This is a genomic window from Cryobacterium sp. TMS1-20-1 (assembly GCF_004402355.1).
GTDB lineage: Bacteria > Actinomycetota > Actinomycetes > Actinomycetales > Microbacteriaceae > Cryobacterium > Cryobacterium levicorallinum.
Genome location: NZ_SOGF01000027.1, coordinates 35,922 through 52,758 on the forward strand (window position 1 = coordinate 35,922; position 16,837 = coordinate 52,758).

The 16,837-nt window shown below is 63.8% G+C and carries 16 protein-coding genes; 14 read left to right on the forward strand and 2 right to left on the reverse strand.

The features are described from left to right. The first annotated feature begins 49 nt into the window (after window positions 1–49). The 11 genes from mvaD to E3O45_RS06660 all read left to right on the forward strand — a co-directional run bounded on the left by mvaD (window position 50) and on the right by E3O45_RS06660 (window position 11,710). The gene (gene mvaD, locus E3O45_RS06610; RefSeq protein WP_134442675.1) at window positions 50–1,042 is read left to right on the forward strand and encodes a diphosphomevalonate decarboxylase; all 993 of its coding nucleotides are present in this window, start codon (window positions 50–52) and stop codon (window positions 1,040–1,042) included. Window position 1,043: 1 nt separating this feature from the next. After that, window positions 1,044–2,039, forward strand: coding sequence for a mevalonate kinase (locus E3O45_RS06615; RefSeq protein ID WP_166789416.1), 996 nt, complete (start codon window positions 1,044–1,046; stop codon window positions 2,037–2,039). Next, on the forward strand, window positions 2,036–4,384 hold the full coding sequence (locus E3O45_RS06620) for a hydroxymethylglutaryl-CoA reductase, degradative (protein WP_134442677.1): 2,349 nt from the start codon (window positions 2,036–2,038) through the stop codon (window positions 4,382–4,384). Before E3O45_RS06615 ends, E3O45_RS06620 begins: the two co-directional genes overlap by 4 nt. Window positions 4,385–4,437: 53 nt before the next feature. Beyond that, window positions 4,438–5,169, forward strand: coding sequence for a metalloregulator ArsR/SmtB family transcription factor (locus tag E3O45_RS06625; RefSeq protein WP_134442678.1), 732 nt, complete (start codon window positions 4,438–4,440; stop codon window positions 5,167–5,169). After that, window positions 5,166–5,486 (forward strand): ferredoxin, encoded by a 321-nt coding sequence (fdxA, locus tag E3O45_RS06630; RefSeq protein ID WP_134442679.1) that lies wholly within the window; start codon window positions 5,166–5,168, stop codon window positions 5,484–5,486. The genes E3O45_RS06625 and fdxA overlap by 4 nt, the downstream gene beginning before the upstream one ends. A 118-nt stretch (window positions 5,487–5,604) precedes the next feature. Continuing rightward, window positions 5,605–7,068 carry a Fe-S cluster assembly protein SufB gene (gene sufB / locus E3O45_RS06635; RefSeq protein ID WP_134442680.1) on the forward strand — a complete coding sequence of 488 codons (1,464 nt, stop codon included), beginning with the start codon at window positions 5,605–5,607 and terminating at the stop codon, window positions 7,066–7,068. Then, on the forward strand, window positions 7,068–7,844 hold the full coding sequence (gene sufC, locus E3O45_RS06640) for a Fe-S cluster assembly ATPase SufC (protein ID WP_134442681.1): 777 nt from the start codon (window positions 7,068–7,070) through the stop codon (window positions 7,842–7,844). Before sufB ends, sufC begins: the two co-directional genes overlap by 1 nt. Further along, the gene (gene sufD / locus E3O45_RS06645; protein WP_198418231.1) at window positions 7,841–9,166 is read left to right on the forward strand and encodes a Fe-S cluster assembly protein SufD; all 1,326 of its coding nucleotides are present in this window, start codon (window positions 7,841–7,843) and stop codon (window positions 9,164–9,166) included. The genes sufC and sufD overlap by 4 nt, the downstream gene beginning before the upstream one ends. A gap of 14 nt (window positions 9,167–9,180) precedes the next feature. Beyond that, a complete protein-coding gene (sufU, locus tag E3O45_RS06650; protein WP_255452964.1) occupies window positions 9,181–9,687 on the forward strand; it encodes a Fe-S cluster assembly sulfur transfer protein SufU in 507 nt (168 codons plus the stop codon). After that, window positions 9,687–10,250: an iron-sulfur cluster assembly protein gene (locus E3O45_RS06655; protein ID WP_198418232.1), complete on the forward strand. Its 564-nt coding sequence runs from the start codon at window positions 9,687–9,689 to the stop codon at window positions 10,248–10,250. The genes sufU and E3O45_RS06655 overlap by 1 nt, the downstream gene beginning before the upstream one ends. A 110-nt stretch (window positions 10,251–10,360) precedes the next feature. Continuing rightward, complete coding sequence (locus tag E3O45_RS06660) at window positions 10,361–11,710, forward strand: MFS transporter (RefSeq protein ID WP_241985256.1); 1,350 nt, start codon at window positions 10,361–10,363, stop codon at window positions 11,708–11,710. A gap of 38 nt (window positions 11,711–11,748) precedes the next feature. On the opposite strand, the gene idi is transcribed toward E3O45_RS06660, so the two are convergent. Both idi and E3O45_RS06670 read right to left on the reverse strand, forming a co-directional pair. Next, window positions 11,749–12,291, reverse strand: a complete 543-nt coding sequence (idi, locus tag E3O45_RS06665; protein ID WP_134442683.1) for an isopentenyl-diphosphate Delta-isomerase — start codon at window positions 12,289–12,291, stop codon at window positions 11,749–11,751. 136 nt (window positions 12,292–12,427) lie between these two features. Then, complete coding sequence (locus tag E3O45_RS06670) at window positions 12,428–13,150, reverse strand: NTP transferase domain-containing protein (RefSeq protein WP_255452963.1); 723 nt, start codon at window positions 13,148–13,150, stop codon at window positions 12,428–12,430. A gap of 260 nt (window positions 13,151–13,410) precedes the next feature. On the opposite strand from E3O45_RS06670, the gene E3O45_RS18380 reads away from it, so the two are divergent. The 3 genes from E3O45_RS18380 to E3O45_RS06685 all read left to right on the forward strand — a co-directional run bounded on the left by E3O45_RS18380 (window position 13,411) and on the right by E3O45_RS06685 (window position 16,828). Then, the gene (locus E3O45_RS18380) at window positions 13,411–14,916 is read left to right on the forward strand and encodes an ATP-binding cassette domain-containing protein (protein ID WP_370450324.1); all 1,506 of its coding nucleotides are present in this window, start codon (window positions 13,411–13,413) and stop codon (window positions 14,914–14,916) included. Next, window positions 14,892–16,466: a hypothetical protein gene (locus E3O45_RS06680; protein WP_134442684.1), complete on the forward strand. Its 1,575-nt coding sequence runs from the start codon at window positions 14,892–14,894 to the stop codon at window positions 16,464–16,466. The genes E3O45_RS18380 and E3O45_RS06680 overlap by 25 nt, the downstream gene beginning before the upstream one ends. Window positions 16,467–16,543: 77 nt before the next feature. Next, window positions 16,544–16,828: a DUF3039 domain-containing protein gene (locus tag E3O45_RS06685; protein ID WP_092449385.1), complete on the forward strand. Its 285-nt coding sequence runs from the start codon at window positions 16,544–16,546 to the stop codon at window positions 16,826–16,828. Window positions 16,829–16,837 lie beyond the last annotated feature (9 nt).

Consider the following 16,837-nt stretch of genomic DNA (forward strand, 5'->3'; position numbering starts at 1 on the left):
CGTCGGGGGGCCCGGCTAAAATGGAGGCAGAACCGATCGGAGCAGTCCTGTGTCACAGACCCTTGAGGCCGGCGCTACGGCCCGCGCCCGCGCACACAGCAACATTGCACTGGTCAAGTACTGGGGCAAGAACGATGCCGTTCTCAATACCCCGGCGGTCGGGTCGATCTCGATCACCCTCGACGCCCTCTACACCGACACCCGAGTGACCTTTCGCGCCGGGCTTGCGACCGATGAATTATGGCTCAATGGATGCCGGCACGACGCCACCAAGGCCAGCCGCGTTCTCGACCTGGTGCGTTATTCCCGAGGCGCTACCCTGTGCGCGATCGTGGAGTCCGCGAATAATTTCCCGACCGGAGCCGGGCTGGCCTCGTCGGCGTCCGGTTTCGCCGCTCTCGCCGTCGCCGCGACCGGCGCAGCCGGGCTCACGCCGACCGCGCGGGAGCTGTCCATTCTGGCCAGGCACGGCTCCGGTTCGGCCGCCCGTTCCCTTTTCGGCGGTTTCGCCGAGATGCACGCTGGCAGTGCCGCCGACGGTTTGGACTCCTACGCTGAGCAGCTGCTGCCCGGCGCGGACTGGCCGCTCGCCATTTTGGTCGCTATCACCGAGCACGGGGCGAAGTCGATCAATTCGACCGTCGGAATGGGCGCGACCGCGGTCAGTTCGCCGTTCTACCCGGCCTGGCTGGCGACGGCCCCGACTGATCTCGCCGATATGCGGGCCGCGATCGCCGCTTTCGACTTCGTGCGTGTCGGCGAACTCGCCGAGTACAACTGCCTCCAGCTGCACGCCCTGATGCTCACCACCCGGCCAGCGTTGATCTATTGGAACGCCGCGACGGTCGCCGTGATGCACGCCGTTCGCGACCTGCGCGCGTCCGGCATTGCGGCCTACTTCACCATCGATGCCGGACCGCAGGTGAAGGTGCTCTGCCTGCCGACCGATGCGTCCCGGGTGCACGCCGCACTGTCGACCGTGGGCGGCGTGCTCGAGGTGCGCCAGAGCGCGCTCGGCCCCGACGCCTACCGGCTGGACTGACGTGACAGCGATAACGTCATCGGCCCCTGGAAAACTTTTTCTGCTCGGTGAATACGCGGTTTTGCACGGCGCACCGGCGCTGCTGGCGGCCGTCGATCGCCGAGTCACCGTCACGGTCGTACCGGCCGGGTCCTGGCGGCTGCACGCCCAAAGCATTGGTATCCAGCACCTCGACCTCGACGATGAGGGTCAACTACCGGCCGCTCTCAACGCCCAGACCCGGTCGACCCTGCGCCTGTTCGATACGGTGCGAGCGGCAGTGCGAGCCCGAGTAGGCGGCGGCCCGTTCGAGATCAGCATCGACAGCGCGGAACTCTCCCGCGACGGCCACAAGTTAGGGCTCGGGTCGAGCGCTGCGGTGGCCAGCGCGCTCACGGCCGCCCTGGCCAGGGCCTCGAGGCTGCACCTCGATCGCGCGGCGCTGTTCACGCTGGCCCAGTCGGCCCATCGGGCCGCCCAAGACGGCACGGGTAGCGGCGGAGATGTCGCCGCAAGCGTCTACGGCGGTCTGCTCTCCTATGCCGTCGGCGCGACGCCGGTGCCGCTGCAGTGGCCCACCGATCTCACCATGCTGGCCGTAGTCACCGGTGAAGGGTCGGTGACAACCGACCTGGTCGGTCGGGTGAACGACTTTGGTGCCGCGCATCCGCTGCAACACGCCCAGGACGTGGCGAGGCTGACCCGGCTCGCGCACACGGCACAATCAGCGCTCGCCGACCGCGCCGAATTTCTGCGCCTGATCGACGACTACTTCACTGCGCTGGCCCGGCTCGACAGCCACGCCGAGGCCGGCATCGTTACCGCGCGTCACCGGGAGCTGCGCGTCGTGGCCCAGCGGGCTGGTGGCGTGTTCAAGACTTCCGGAGCTGGCGGCGGCGATGTCGGACTCGCCTTCAGCGCGAGCGGCTTGGCCGCCGAACGGCTTGCGGCAGCACTGACCGACGCCGGCGCATCCGTTGTACCGCTGGTCCTTGGCGCAGAGGGGACAAGGTCATGAGCGGCTCACGCATCGCGAAGTTCTATCGGATGTCGGTGCAGAAACGACTGGAGTTGCTACACGAACGCGGAACGTTGAACGATGCTGACTACGCCATGCTGCAGCCCGGTGTCAGCCTGCTGAACGCCGAAACCGCCGATCGTCTCACTGAAAACGTGATCGGCGTATTTTCGATGCCACTCGGTCTCGGACTGAATTTTCAGATCAACGGCCTGGACTATCTGGTTCCTATGGTGGTGGAGGAGCCGTCCGTCGTGGCTGCGGTCAGTTCCACCGCGCTTCTGGTGCGCCAGGCGGGTGGGTTCGCCAGCAGCTCCGACGAGCCGCTGCTGATCGGCCAGGTGCAGATCGTCGACGTTGCCGACCCGGCGCGTGCTCGCCAGGCTCTGCTTGCGCAATCCGAGCACATTCTGCAGCTGGCCAACAGCGGCCACGCGAACATGGTCGCCCGCGGCGGCGGCGCGCGCGGTATCGAGGTGCACCTGCGCGGAGCGACGGCGCAAAACGGCGAGCTGCTGGTGGTACATCTGCTCGTCGACACCCGCGATGCGATGGGCGCGAACCTGGTCAACTCCATGTGCGAAAGCATCGCACCCCTGATCGAGCAGATCAGCGCTGGTCGGGTGTTCCTGCGCATCCTCTCAAACCTGACCGATCGCGCCCTCGTGCGTGCCCGGGCGGTCATCCCGGAAGCTCTGCTGGCAACCGGGGACTATCCCGGCGACCGGGTGCGCGACGGGATCATTCTGGCCAGCGAATTCGCCGCCATGGACCCCTATCGGGCCACCACCCATAACAAGGGCATCATGAACGGCATCGACGCCGTCGCGATCGCCACCGGCAACGACTGGCGCGCCATCGAGGCCGCCGCCCACGCGTACGCCGCCCGCGGGCCACGTTATGCACCGTTGTCGACCTGGAGCGCCAACGACGCCGGCGACCTGGTCGGCGAACTGACCATGCCGCTGAAGGTCGGCACGGTCGGCGGTCAGGTGGAATCGAACCCGGCCGTGCGCATCGCCCATACAATTTTGGATGTCGCCTCGGCGCGCGAACTGGCCGAGGTAATGGCGGCCGTCGGGCTGGCCCAGAACCTGGCTGCGCTCAAAGCACTCTCGACCACGGGGATCCAACACGGCCACATGCGCCTGCACGCCCGAGCGGTCGCGGTGGCCGCCGGTACCGGCCCGGCGCGGTTCGATGAGGTCGTCGAGCGACTCCTCGTCGGCGGCGAGATCAAGGTGTGGAAGGCGCGGCAGATTCTGGCCGAACTCGAAGCCCGGCCGTCGCCGGTCCGCGCACCCCCGACCGCCGTGCCCCGGGCTGCAGCGCCCCAGGCCGCAGTGCCCCCGACCGCAGCGATGCCGGCTGCAGCGATGCCGGCTGCAGCAATGCCGACGCGTGCGCCGCTCGGTGCCCGCTCGCAGGTCGGCTACGGAAAAATCATCCTGCTCGGCGAGCACTCCGTGGTCTACGGCCGCCGGGCTATTGCCGCGCCGATCGGCCTCACCGTGCGAGCCGAGGTCGTTCGTGGCGAACCGGGGCAGGCGCCGGTCATCACCGACTGGAACGTTGATGGTTCGGCGCAGGAAACGATCAGCCCCGACGTCTCACATCAGGTCGCCGCGTTGATCGCGGCGCGTCTCGGGCTGCCCGAATCCGGCGTGCGGGTCGACGTGTTTTCCAAGCTTCCGCGCGCGAGCGGCCTGGGAGCGTCGGCCGCGTTCGCCGTCGCACTGATTCGAGCGACCGCCGAGTGCTTCTCGATCGAGCTCAGCGACGAACAGGTGTCGAGCCTGGCCTTTGAGTGCGAACAGATCGTGCACGGCACACCCTCGGGCATCGACAACACCGTTGCCACCTTCGGTCGGCCGATCCTGTTTAAAAAAACGGATGCCCCGAGCGGTCACGAAATAAGCGACATTGTCACACCGCATCCGATCCCGATCGTGATCGGTCTCAGCGGTGTGCACGCCCTGACCGCGCACACCGTGGCCGCGGTGCGCGCGGCGTGGCTGCACAACCGCGCGCGTTACGATGCGATCTTCGATCAGATCGACTCCCTGGTGGGGGAGGGGGCCGACGCCCTGCGCCGGGGCGACACGGCCGAACTGGGCGAGCTGATGAACATCAATCAGGGCCTGCTCAATGCTCTGCAGGTGTCGAGCCCTGAGCTCGAGCAGATGGTCGCCATCGCGCGCCGGGCCGGTGCGTTCGGGGCCAAGCTCACCGGCGGGGGCGGCGGTGGCGCGATTATCGCCCTGGCCGGGCCCGCTGGCGCCGAACCGATCCGTACCGCTCTGCACCAGGCCGGCTACATCACCTATCTCACCGAGATTCGATAACTGTTTGACGCATTACCGTTGCTGTCGAAGCTGAATTAAGACATGCTTATGTAATGTTAATAAATCACCGCCGTGGATCAGCGGACGCCGACGGGTCACGCCCCGGGCCGAACGTTCTGGAAACCCGCACCTGGGACCGAGTGCGGGAGCTGCTTGCCGAAGACGGCCCGCTGACCGCTGCCGAACTCGCCTCGCGGTTGCAGTTGACGCCGGCGGCCGTGCGGCGCCACCTGGACCAGCTTGCCGAAGAGGGTGCTGTCGAGGAGCGCGAGCCCGCGATGGCCGGCGGCCGTGGTCGGCCGGCCCGCGCGTACGTGCTCTCCGCGGCCGGTCATGCCGGAATGCGCACCGCCTATGACGATGTGGCCACCTCGGCGTTGCGCTTTCTCGCAGAACAGGCCGGGCCGGATGCCGTGGCCGAATTCGCGCGCGAACGTGGCGCACAGTTGGAACGACGGTATGCCACCCAACTGCCCTCGACCGGCGGAGATGTTCGTTCCCGCGCCGAGGCGCTCGCCTCGGCACTGAGTTCTGACGGCTTCTCCGCATCGATCCGGCCGATTGAAGCGAAGACGCCAATCGCCGGCGTGCATCTGTGCCAGGGGCATTGCCCGGTACTGCACGTCGCGGCGGAGTTTCCGGTGTTCTGCGACGTCGAGGCCGATGTCTTCTCGCGACTGCTCGGAGTGCCCGTTGAACGACAATCTCGGTTAGTCGACGGTGAGCACGTGTGCACCACCTTCATTCCGCTGGAAGTCATCCCGACCAAGCCGACCGCACTGTGACCTACGTCATTGCCTTGCCGTGCGTCGACGTCAAGGACCGGGCGTGTATTGATGAATGCCCGGTCGATTGCATTTATGAGGGTGACCGGGCGCTCTACATCCACCCCGACGAGTGCATCGACTGCGGTGCCTGCGAGCCAGTCTGCCCGGTGGAAGCGATCTTCTACGAAGACGACGTACCGGAAGAGTGGGCCGACTACTACAAGGCAAACGTAGAGTTTTTCGACGACATCGGTTCCCCCGGCGGAGCGGCCAAGGTCGGTCCATACGCCAAGGATCATCCGCTGGTGGCGGCCCTACCCCCACAGAGGCATTGATCGACAGCCACTAATTGATCGACAGCCACTAACTGATCGACAGCCACTAACTGACTGATCGACAGGCATGGCTCGATCGAACGTGCCCGAAAATACCACACAACAACTGGAGACGAAGATGAGTGCACCGACAATAACGCCCGGTATCTCGGACGAGGTCCGTGAATTAGCGAATCAAGATTACAAGTACGGATTCGTCACCGATCTGGACACCGATGTGGCACCCCGAGGCCTGAACGAAGACATCATCAGGCTGATATCGAGCAAGAAGAATGAGCCGGAATGGTTGTTGGATTCGCGTCTGCGTGCCTACCGGCATTGGATCACGTTGACGGCACCCACCTGGCAGCATGTCTCCTACGGACCGGTCGACTATCAGGACATTATTTACTACGCCGCCCCGAAGCCGAAAAAGAACCTGGCAAGTCTCGACGAAGTCGATCCGGAATTGCGGGAGATGTTCGACAAGCTCGGCATTTCTCTGGGGGAGCAAGAACGACTCAGCGGAGTAGCGGTCGATGCCATTGTCGATTCGGTCTCGGTTGCGACCACGTTCAAGGACAAGCTGGCCGAGGTCGGTGTCATTTTCTGCTCCTTCTCTGAGGCCGTGCAAGATCATCCCGACCTGGTGCGGAAATACCTCGGCACGGTGGTCCCGTACAACGACAACTTCTTCGCGTCCCTGAACGCTGCAGTGTTTACCGACGGCTCGTTCTGCTACATCCCCAAGGGCGTGCATTGCCCGATGGAACTCTCCACCTACTTCCGGATCAATGCTGCGGATACCGGTCAGTTTGAACGCACCCTGATCATTGCCGAGGAGGGCGCCTACGTGAGCTACCTCGAGGGGTGCACCGCGCCGGTGCGGGACACGAACCAACTGCACGCCGCCGTGGTCGAGCTGGTGGCCCTCGATGACGCTCAGATCAAGTATTCGACCGTGCAGAACTGGTACCCGGGGGACGCTGACGGAAACGGCGGTGTCTACAACTTCGTCACTAAACGAGGCATGGCAGCCGGGCGCAATTCCCGAATTTCCTGGACTCAGGTCGAGACCGGTTCAGCGATCACCTGGAAGTACCCCGGCGTCGTCTTGAAGGGTGACAACTCGGTCGGAGAGTTCTACTCAGTGGCGCTGACGGCCCGGCATCAGCAAGCCGACACCGGCAGCAAGATGGTGCACATCGGTAAGAACACCAAGAGCACCATCATCTCCAAAGCGATTTCGGCCGGACACGGCCAGAACACCTACCGGGGGCTGGTGAATATGCGACATTCGGCAGTCGGTGCGCGCAACTTCACGCAGTGCGATTCATTGTTGATCGGCAAGGACAGCGGCGCACACACCCTGCCCTACATCGAGGTGAAGAACAAAACCGGACAGGTCGAACACGAGGCCTCCACCTCCAAAATCGGCGAGGAACAACTTCTGTATTGCCGCCAGCGCGGCATCCCCGAAGAAGAAGCGGTGTCGATGATCGTGAACGGTTTCTGCCGGGAAGTGTTCAAGATGCTGCCGATGGAGTTCGCCGTCGAGGCGCAAAAACTGTTAACCGTAAGCCTGGAAGGAAGCGTTGGATAATGCTGAAAATCGAAGAACTGCACGCCAGTATCGAGGACAAAGAAATTCTGCGAGGAGTGAACCTGCAGCTCAAACCGGGCGAGGTTCACGCGATCATGGGTCCCAACGGGTCGGGGAAAAGCACCCTGGCCAGTGTGCTGATCGGTCGAGACGGTTACCAGATCTCGGGCAGCGTCAGCTATGAGGGGCAGGACCTACTGGCTCTGTCACCAGAGGACCGCGCTGCCGCTGGCGTATTCCTGGCCTTCCAGCATCCGGTTGAGATCCCGGGCGTCGGCAACATGTACTTCATGCGCACCGCACTGAACTCCCTCCGTCGTCAGCGCGGGCAGGACGAACTTGATCCGGTGGATTTTCTTGAGCTGGCCCAGGAAAAAATGAAACTGGTTGAGATGGACCAGACGTTCATGAACCGCTCGGTGAATGAGGGCTTCTCCGGCGGCGAGAAGAAACGAAACGAAATCTTGCAGATGGCGATCCTCGAACCCAAGCTCGCCATCCTGGATGAGACGGATTCCGGTCTGGACATCGATGCGCTGCGGGTTGTCGCCAGCGGGGTGAACGCTCTGCGGAGCGAAGGCCGGAGTATGCTCGTCATCACGCATCACCAGAGGCTGCTCGACTACATCATTCCCGATCAAGTGCACGTCATGACCGCCGGCCGCATCGTGCGTTCCGGCGGCAAAGACCTGGCGCTGGAGCTCGAAGCGCATGGCTACACGGACACGCAGCCGGTGGATTCTGGGCGTTCGACCCCGGTCGGGGTGTCCCGGTGACCCTGCAGCGGGCGGCCGGCGGGGTGCTCGCCGGTTTCGAACCTCGGCTCGGAACGCGCGACCCTGCCTGGCTCAATGACGCGCGGGTGGACGCCCTGCACTGGGTGGGCGAACACGGCTTCCCGACCCACAAGAACGAGGATTGGAAGTACACCGGGTTGGCCCCCCTCCTGGCCGTGCCGTTCGCTGCCGCTACCGTCGCCTCCGGCAGTCGGGTCACGGCAGAACTGATCGACGCTGCAGCGGTCGATCTCGGTGGACTACGCCTGGTCTTCATTAACGGCCACTATTCGGCGCAATTCTCCCGACTGACCGGGCTGCCAGCCGGTGCCGTCGTCACTACCCTGGCCGCCGTGCTGGCAGCCGGGCCTGACCGCCTCGAACCCTTCTTCGCCCACACGCCTGGGGCGCGCCACGCCTTCGCCGCATTCAACGATGCGCTCGCCGAAGACGGCGCATTCATCCACCTCACGGCCGGCACCATCGTGGACGAACCGATCCAACTCGTGTTCTTTTCTGACGCGGGCGGAGTGCCATTGATCTCCAGCCCCAGATCGGTGCTGATCGCCGACCCCGGCTCGCGAGCAACGATCGTCGAGACCTACGCCGGGATCGAGGCCGACGTGTATTGCACCAACGCTGTCACCGAAGTCGTCCTGGCCGAGGACGCGCAGATCGAGCACTACAAGGTTCAGAACGAGCCGGTGACGGCCTTCCACGTGGCGCTGCTCTCCGTGCGGCAAGGGCGCGGTAGCCGATTCTCCTCCCGCTCGATCATGCTGGGCGGCGCCATCGCCCGGCACGAGGTGCGCGTTTTGCTGGACGGCGTCGGGGCCGCGGTCAGCCTCGACGGTATCTACCTGCCACGGGGCGATCAACTCCACGACAACACGATCTTCGTCGACCACGCAGCGACCGACTGTACCAGTCACCAGCTCTACAAGGGGGTGTTGGATGGGCGTTCCCACGGGGTATTCAACGGTCATATCATGGTGCGGCACGGTGCGGACGGAACGGATGCGAACCAGAAGAACAAGAATTTGCTGCTCTCCGACCGGGCCGAGGTCGACACTCGTCCCCGACTGGAGATTTACACCGACGACGTGAAATGCACACACGGTGCCGCCGTCGGTCAAATGGACGACGAGGCCTTGATGTACTTGCGGGCGCGGGCTATCCCGCTCGAGGAAGCCCGGGGCCTGCTCATCTACGCGTTTGTGCACGAGATGGTCGACCGGATCGACCTGTTGCTTTTGCGGGCACAGCTGGAACGCGTGGTCGCCGGTCGGTTCGGAAATGACGCCCAACTGGTTGCATCGTGACGCCCGTTCGCGCCGTGACGACGAGCCCCGGTCAGAGGCGGGCACGGGCGGAACGCCCGGGCGAGCCAGCGGGCTCTTCGGCCAGTGCGGGTATTAGGGGTCTCTACCAGGACATGATCATCGACCACGGGCGCCGACCACGCAACCTTCGCACGATCGAGCGCGCGACCCGCACGGTCGAGGCGGTCAATCCGATTTGCGGCGACCAGGTGGTGCTCTCCGTTCAGATCAGCGATGGTGTCCTTGCCGACGTGGCCTTTCTGGGCGACGGATGTACCATCTCGCAAGCATCCGCCTCACTGCTGACCATGGCCGTCAAGGGGCTGCACGAAGATGAGGCTTTGGAGCTGTTCGATCGCGTCCACGCCATGCTCACGACCGAACCCTCCGGCGACGATTCCCTGGCCGAGGTAGGCAAGCTTGCCGTGCTCTCCGGTGTCTGGGAATATCCGGCGCGGGTCAAGTGTGCCTCCCTGGCCTGGCAGGCGCTGCGCAACGCGCTGGAAACGAAGGAAGACTGATGATGGGCTCCAGCGGTTACCAGATAGTGGAACTCAGTCAGAACTGTCAGGCAACCGTGATTCCAGGCGGATCGCCCATGTTGTTGCAGGCCGGCGAGCAGGTGGTCGTGACGCAGACCCTGGGCGACAGCGTGACCGTGCAGACCGCGATGGGTTACCTCGTGCGCATAGGCGCTGAGGATTCCGCAGCGCTGGGCCTGAGCCAGCCCGCCACCTCCAGCGTCGGATCCATGATGGTGAAGGAAGGCCCGTTCGAGCTGGATCACGTACTGGACGCGCTCAAGAACGTGTTCGACCCGGAAATACCGATCAATGTCGTCGACCTGGGCCTGATTTACCTGTGCCAAGACGAGTTGTTGCCCGATGGCACCCACCGGGTCGAGGTGAAAATGTCCATGACCGCTCCGGGCTGCGGCATGGGCGATGTGCTTAAAGAGGATGCCCGAACCGCGATCAAATCGGTCTCCGGCGTCAGCGAAATCGATATTGAACTGGTCTGGGATCCACCGTGGGACCAGGACCGGATGTCGCAGGCGGCAAAGCTCCAGCTCGGAATGTACTGACGCACGCTGAATAGGTTCCGTCGTCACGCGCGTAAAGTATTTGTTGATTGTGCTGGTCCAAGCGAAGTGGAAACCCTGTGGCCGAAGTTCCGGCAAATGTGAATCGAGCAGTGCCCGCGAACGTCCCGGCACGATTGACGCGTACGGCGCGATTAGACGCCCTGCCGTTTACGCGCGAGCATCGCCGCCTGTTGGTCGGCTCCGGCCTGGGCTGGGCGTTGGACGCCATGGACGTGGGACTGATCTCGTTCGTTTTGGCCCAATTGGCGGTGCAATGGAACACAACCGACGTGGAATTGTCCTGGATCGCTTCCGCAGGTTTCGTCGGCATGGCCGTAGGCGCCGTTCTCGGTGGGCTCCTGGCCGATCGCATCGGACGACGCCAGGTCTTTGCTCTGACCCTCCTCGTCTACGGCCTGGCGACGGGAGCATCCGCTCTGTCCGGATCGGTGGCCGTGCTGATCGCCTGGAGATTCCTCGTGGGGCTGGGTCTCGGAGCCGAGCTTCCGGTCGCTTCGACGCTGGTCAGCGAGTTTGCGCCGCCACGAATTCGCGGGCGCATCATCGTGCTGCTGGAATCGTTCTGGGCAGTTGGCTGGACCATCGCGGCCGTGATCGGATATCTCGTGGTGCCGTCGTCGGAAAACGGATGGCGCTGGGCCTTGGCCGTCGGCGCTGCACCGGCACTGTACGCCATGTTCGTGCGCCTGGGCCTTCCGGAATCGGTTCGTTTTCTCGAATCGCGGGGGCGATTTGTGCAGGCAGAGTCAACCGTTCGCCGATTCGAACGCTCGGCCGGAGTAGCGGTGGCACACCCAGAGTTGAACCCGTCCGATCGTGACAGACCAGATCGACGAGCTCGCACGGGGGGCTTGGCCGCTTTGTGGTCGCCGGGGCTGCGTGGCCGCACCGCCGCCCTGTGGTTGGTCTGGTTCTGCGTGAACTTTTCTTATTACGGTGCTTTCATCTGGTTGCCGACCCTGCTGGTCGCCTCCGGCTTTTCTCTGGTACATTCCTTCGGCTATACGCTGATCATCACGGTGGCGCAGCTTCCTGGCTATGCCGCATCGGCCTATCTGATCGAACGGTGGGGGCGGCGCAGCACCCTTGCTGTGTTCCTGATCGGCTCAGCCATTTCGGCTGCCCTGTTTGGCACCGCAACCGACGCCAGCCAGGTGATCGCGGCCGGTATGCTGCTCTCGTTCTTCAATCTGGGCGCGTGGGGTGCGCTCTACGCGGTGACGCCGGAAGTGTATCCCACTCGCATTCGGGCAACTGGAGCTGGGTGGGCTGCTGGCAGCGGTCGAATCGCCGCTATCGTGGCGCCACTGACCGTTCCCATACTGCGCGAGACCGGCGGAACCGGGTTGCTGTTCACTGTTTTCGCGGCATTTTTCGTGGTCGCCGCGCTCGGTACCTTCGGGCTCCCCGAGAAACGAGGCCAGGCTCTGAACGATTGATGTTGCTCGGCCGGGCTGTTGGCGAGTGCCGAAACGATTTAGACCTGCGGAAAGAGCAGCGGGAGCTGCAGAGTCAGCCACGGGCTGAACGCCCACGGCGTGGTACGCACCGCCAGGACGAGGTCGTCGAGAGGCACCCACCGCCATTCCATGACCTCGTCGGCTCGCGGCGAAACGGGCGTCTGGGTCACTGCCGTGAACACCGGGCAGATTTCGTTCTCCACGATTCCGGACGCATCGATCGCACGGTAGCGAAAATCAGGTAAAGCGAGGGTGAGTTCGGTCAGTTCGATGCCGAGTTCGTGGCTGGCCCGGCGCAGCGCCGCATTCGCCAGAGTCTCACCGGGCGCCGGGTGACCGCAGAAAGAATTGGTCCACACGCCGGGCCAGGCTTTCTTGGTCAGCGCACGGCGGGTGACCAAAATGCGCTCGTTCTCATCGAAGACGTGGCAGGAGAATGCCAGGTGCAGCGCGGTATCACGGTCGTGCACGAGCGCCTTGTCGGCCGTGCCGATCGGCGTTCCGTCCTCGGCAACGAGCACCACGGTCTCTCCTGCCAGAACATCCCGATCATCGGTCATGGAATTATGCGCCACGTCTGTCCATCCTCTGAATTTTCCTACGTCAAATCTACGCCAGCGGCGCGCAAACTATGTTGCGGCACCAGAAAACCCCCACGCCGAGGCGCGGGGGTTTGGTCGGGCCATGTGGTGGCGGTTAGACGAACAAGTTCGCGCGCTCGAGGTCTTCGGCGAAATCCACCTCGACGGCGTAGAAGTCGGAGATGTTTACCGGCTCCACCAGCATGCGGTTCTGCTCGATCGCAAGCTCAATGCCGCGCTCGAAGTAGTCCTGGTCGGCTACCTTGCTCAGCTGGCGGATCAGCGTCGCCTTGTCGGCACTCGACACGTAGTTGATGCCGACGGCTTCGCCGAGTCCGCCCTTGACAGTCTTGGACAGCTCCTTGATATAGCCCTCGGCGCTCGTCGTGTACTTGACCTCTTCATCGGACACCTTGTCGGTGTTCACGGTGACGAAGGACTGGTCGCGGGCCATCATGGCGGCCGCGCGGTCGAGAATGGCCGGGTCGAAGACGACGTCACCGTTCATCCAGAGCACGCCGCCCGACTTCGACGCCTGCAGGGCACGCAGCAGGCTTTTCGACGTGTTGGTCTGGTCGTATTCTTCGTTGTAAACGAAGGATGCCTGTGGGAACGCTTCGATGATGTGCTCGAGCTTGTAGCCGACGACGATGGTGACCTTGGCGGCTTTGCCGAAGGCGTGGGCGATGTTGTCGAACTGCTGCTGCATGATGGTGCGGCCATCGCTAAGTTCGGTGAGCGGCTTCGGCAGCGAGCGTCCGAGGCGGCTGCCCATGCCGGCGGCCAGAATAACGACCTGCGTCTTGACCGACTGCGTCTTACCTGCCTGTGTCGTCACGATTATCTCCTCAAGAATGGTTGGGGCTACGCCTGAAAACCCACTCGCTTGCGAAGAGTTTGCTTAGGATTCACCCACGTGTTCACGTAAAGACACGCCGTTATGTCAATCTCACCATAACCCGTCGGGTCGTTCCGCGGGCAGAAACGTCGCAGCACGTGCCCATTTCGTGACCCGGCATGGAGCGTACTCACAGGTTGAAATGGCTGTCAAGTGGCCTTCCGCGCCCTCAGGTCGGTGGTCTTTGGTAGGTTAGCTGAGTGACTTTTGTGCCGCTCGACTCCGAACCTGACGACGAATCTGTAACTGTCACTTCCGCTGAATCGAAAGCGCCGAACGCCGTGGAACGAAAGATCGTGGAACTCAACTCCTCGGGTCCGGGGGCAATTGAGTCAGCTCTCGTCAAACCGGCCACGCTGGAACCTCCCGTTCCGAAGCCGGCTGCACGTAAGCCTGCCGCGCGTAAACCTGCCGTGCGTAAACCAGCTGTACGCAAGCCAGCCGCTGGGGCATCGGCTGCGGCCACGGCTAAGGAATCGACCGCGCCTGGACCGAACGCATCAACCTCCTCTGACACAACGGACACAACGGCCAAGCCGATCGCACGCAAGCCGGCTGCACGTAAACCGACCGCACGTAAACCGACCGTGCGCAAGCCGGCGGTTCGAAAGGCATCCGTCCCCGCGTCAACGACCGCTCCGGCACCATCCGCGGCCACGACGTCGTCGCTCGCCAACAGCGCGACCGACGAAACGACTCGTCCCTATGCGACGCGCGATGCGCTCCAGGACCGGCTCCGCACCGCTGCGCCCACAGACCCGGCCGCGCCGGATCCTCAGACCGAGGTTCCAGCCGAGCTAGAGCCACAGGCCGAGCTTCAAACGGCGCCCCAGTCAGCGCCCAAAACGGCACCCAAGACGGCACCCAAGACGGCCCCGAAGGCCGGACCGAAGGCGAGCCTGAAGGCACAACCGAAGTCCGTGCCCGCATCCGTGGCCAAGCCGGCTCCGATTGTGATCGAGGCCCGTGGCCTGATCAAACGCTTCGGACAGACCATCGCGGTTTCCGACCTCAACCTGACTGTTCGTGCCGGTTCGTTCTATGGCATCGTCGGACCGAACGGCGCAGGCAAGACCACGACCCTGTCCATGATCACCGGGCTGCTTCGGCCGGCCGCCGGAACCGTCACCGTGCACGGAATCGACGTCTGGAAGCGACCCAACGACGCCAAGCGCGTCATCGGGGTGCTGCCCGATCGGCTTCGGCTGTTCGATCGGCTGACCGGGGCGCAGCTGCTTTATTACGCTGGCACGCTCCGCGGGCTCGACAACGACACTGTGCGTACCCGGTCGGCGGATTTGGCCGCGGCGTTCGGCCTCGAGGACGCACTCAACCGGCTGGTCGCCGACTACTCCGCTGGCATGACCAAGAAGATCGCCCTGGCCTGTGCCATGATCCATTCCCCCCGCGTACTCGTGCTCGATGAACCCTTCGAGTCGGTCGACCCGGTTTCCGCGGTCAACGTCACCGAAATTCTGCAGAAGTATGTTGCTGCCGGCGGCACCGTCGTGCTGTCCAGCCACGGTATGGATCTGATTCAGCGGGTCTGCGATCACGTCGCGATCATCGTGCAGGGGCGGGTCCTGGCGGCCGGCACCGTTGACGAGGTGCGTGGTCAGAAGACGCTCGAAGACCGGTTCGTTGAACTCGCCGGTGGGCGCAAGGTGGCGGAGGGCATGGAATGGTTGCACAATTTTTCGGACTGAAACTCCGGCTGCTCGCTAACCTGTTTCGCCGGAGTCCCTGGCAGGTCGTCGGCCTGGTCGTCGGCCTGCTCTACGGGCTCGGCGTTGCCATAACCTTTCTCGTCGCCCTGATCTCAATGCGATTCGTCGGTGACCCGGTTCTGATTCGTGATTCGCTCATCGTGGCCGGATCGGTGGTGGTGCTGGGCTTTCTGCTCATCCCGATCGTCGCCGGAATCGACGACAGCATGGACCCACGCAAGTTCGCCTTCCTGGGCATCCCGAATCGTTCCCTGTCGCTGGGCCTGGCAGGGTCGGCTCTCATCGGTGTTCCGGCCGTCACGCTGAGCATTGTTCTGCTCGGCACGGTGTTTACCTGGTCGCGTGGCGTGGGCCAGACGCTGCTCGCGCTCGTCTCAGCCGGGCTCATCCTGGCCACCTGCATTCTGTTGTCGCGAGTGAGCGCATCCCTTGCAGCATTTCTGCTCTCCACCCGGCGTTCGCGAGAATTCACCGGCCTCATCGGAGTCGTCGTGCTGGTCATGATTTCCCCGGTGGTCGTGGTGCTGATCAGTACGGACTGGGCCCGGCACGGCCGTACCCTGCTCGGCACGCTCGCCTCAATTCTGGGCTGGACGCCGCTCGGTGCAGCCTGGGCAGTGCCCGGGGACGCCTCCACCGGTGCCTGGGGCCCGGCCATTCTCAAGCTCGTCATCGCTGCAGCGTCGGTCTACACCCTGTGGTTGATCTGGCAGCTGGTCGTGGCGCGTATGCTCGTGTCGCCTGGTCGCGAAGCGGCAGCGAAGCAGTATTCCGGGCTGGGCTGGTTCGACCGCATGCCGCACAACGCCGTCGGCGCCATCGCGGCGCGCACCTTCACTTACTGGGCCCGTGACTCGCGCTACTGGGTATCGCTCATCATGATCCCGATCGTTCCGATTATCGCGGTCTTGCCACTCAATATCGCCGGTGTGCCCTTGCACTACCTCGCCCTGGTCCCGGTGCCGCTCATGTGCGTCTTCCTCGGCTGGACTATGCACAACGACGTCGCCTACGACAGCACGGCCATCTGGCTGCACGTTGCCTCCGGTACGCGCGGGGTAGCCGACCGCATCGGTCGGCTTGTTCCCGCATTGGTCATGGCCATCCCCGTTATCGGTATCGGGTCGGCCATCAGTATCTGGTTCTACGGAGACTGGACGGTGCTGCCGTCCATGCTGGGAGTGAGCACCTGCATCCTCCTGGCCGGTCTGGGTTTTTCGAGCTACACCTCGACGAGGTTTCCGTACCCGGTCACGAAACCCGGCGACAGCCCGTTTGCGCAGCCGCAGGCCTCCGACACGGCAGCGGCTCTGGTGCAATCGTTGACCTTCACCGGCTCGATCGTTCTCGCGCTGCCCGCGCTCCTGTTCGCATACCTGGGAATTACCGAGGATCCGGTCTGGCATCTGCGTAGCCTGGGAGCTGGAATCGGGCTCGGTCTGCTCGCCGTGATCGTGGGAATCTGGCTCGGCTCGCGCACCTTCGAACGACGTGGACCCGAGATGCTCGCCTCCGCGCAGCGCGCCTGATCACCACCTACCTGATCACCACCTACCTGATCACCCCGTGCCAGCCCAGACGGCCCGAGATTGCTTAGACTGGTGCCATGACTGAATTTCGCGCGAGCATTGCAGAACCCGGCCAGCCCGGCGGCGGAACGTCCACCCTTGACCGTGAGCTCGAAGAACTCATCAAGCAGGAGCAGCTTGAACCGGGCGACCACGAACGGTTTTCGCACTACGTCCCGAAAGACAAAATCATGGAGTCGGCCATTTCCGGCAAGCCGGTCAAGGCGCTGTGCGGCAAGAAGTGGTTGCCGGGGCGCGACCCGGAGAAGTTTCCGGTCTGCCCGACCTGCAAGGCCATCTACGAAAAGATGAAGGCCAAGTAGCAGATAGTC

Bases quoted from the DNA above. Each gene is read 5' to 3' on its own strand.
- E3O45_RS06620 (WP_134442677.1), top strand. From the start codon at position 2,036: ATGAGCGGCTCACGCATCGCGAAGTTCTATCGGATGTCGGTGCAGAAA.
- E3O45_RS06625 (WP_134442678.1), top strand. From the start codon at position 4,438: ATGTTAATAAATCACCGCCGTGGATCAGCGGACGCCGACGGGTCACGC.
- sufB (WP_134442680.1), top strand. From the start codon at position 5,605: ATGAGTGCACCGACAATAACGCCCGGTATCTCGGACGAGGTCCGTGAA.
- sufC (WP_134442681.1), top strand. From the start codon at position 7,068: ATGCTGAAAATCGAAGAACTGCACGCCAGTATCGAGGACAAAGAAATT.
- E3O45_RS06655 (WP_198418232.1), top strand. From the start codon at position 9,687: ATGATGGGCTCCAGCGGTTACCAGATAGTGGAACTCAGTCAGAACTGT.
- idi (WP_134442683.1), bottom strand. From the start codon at position 12,291: ATGACCGATGATCGGGATGTTCTGGCAGGAGAGACCGTGGTGCTCGTT.
- E3O45_RS06680 (WP_134442684.1), top strand. From the start codon at position 14,892: ATGGTTGCACAATTTTTCGGACTGAAACTCCGGCTGCTCGCTAACCTG.
- E3O45_RS06685 (WP_092449385.1), top strand. From the start codon at position 16,544: ATGACTGAATTTCGCGCGAGCATTGCAGAACCCGGCCAGCCCGGCGGC.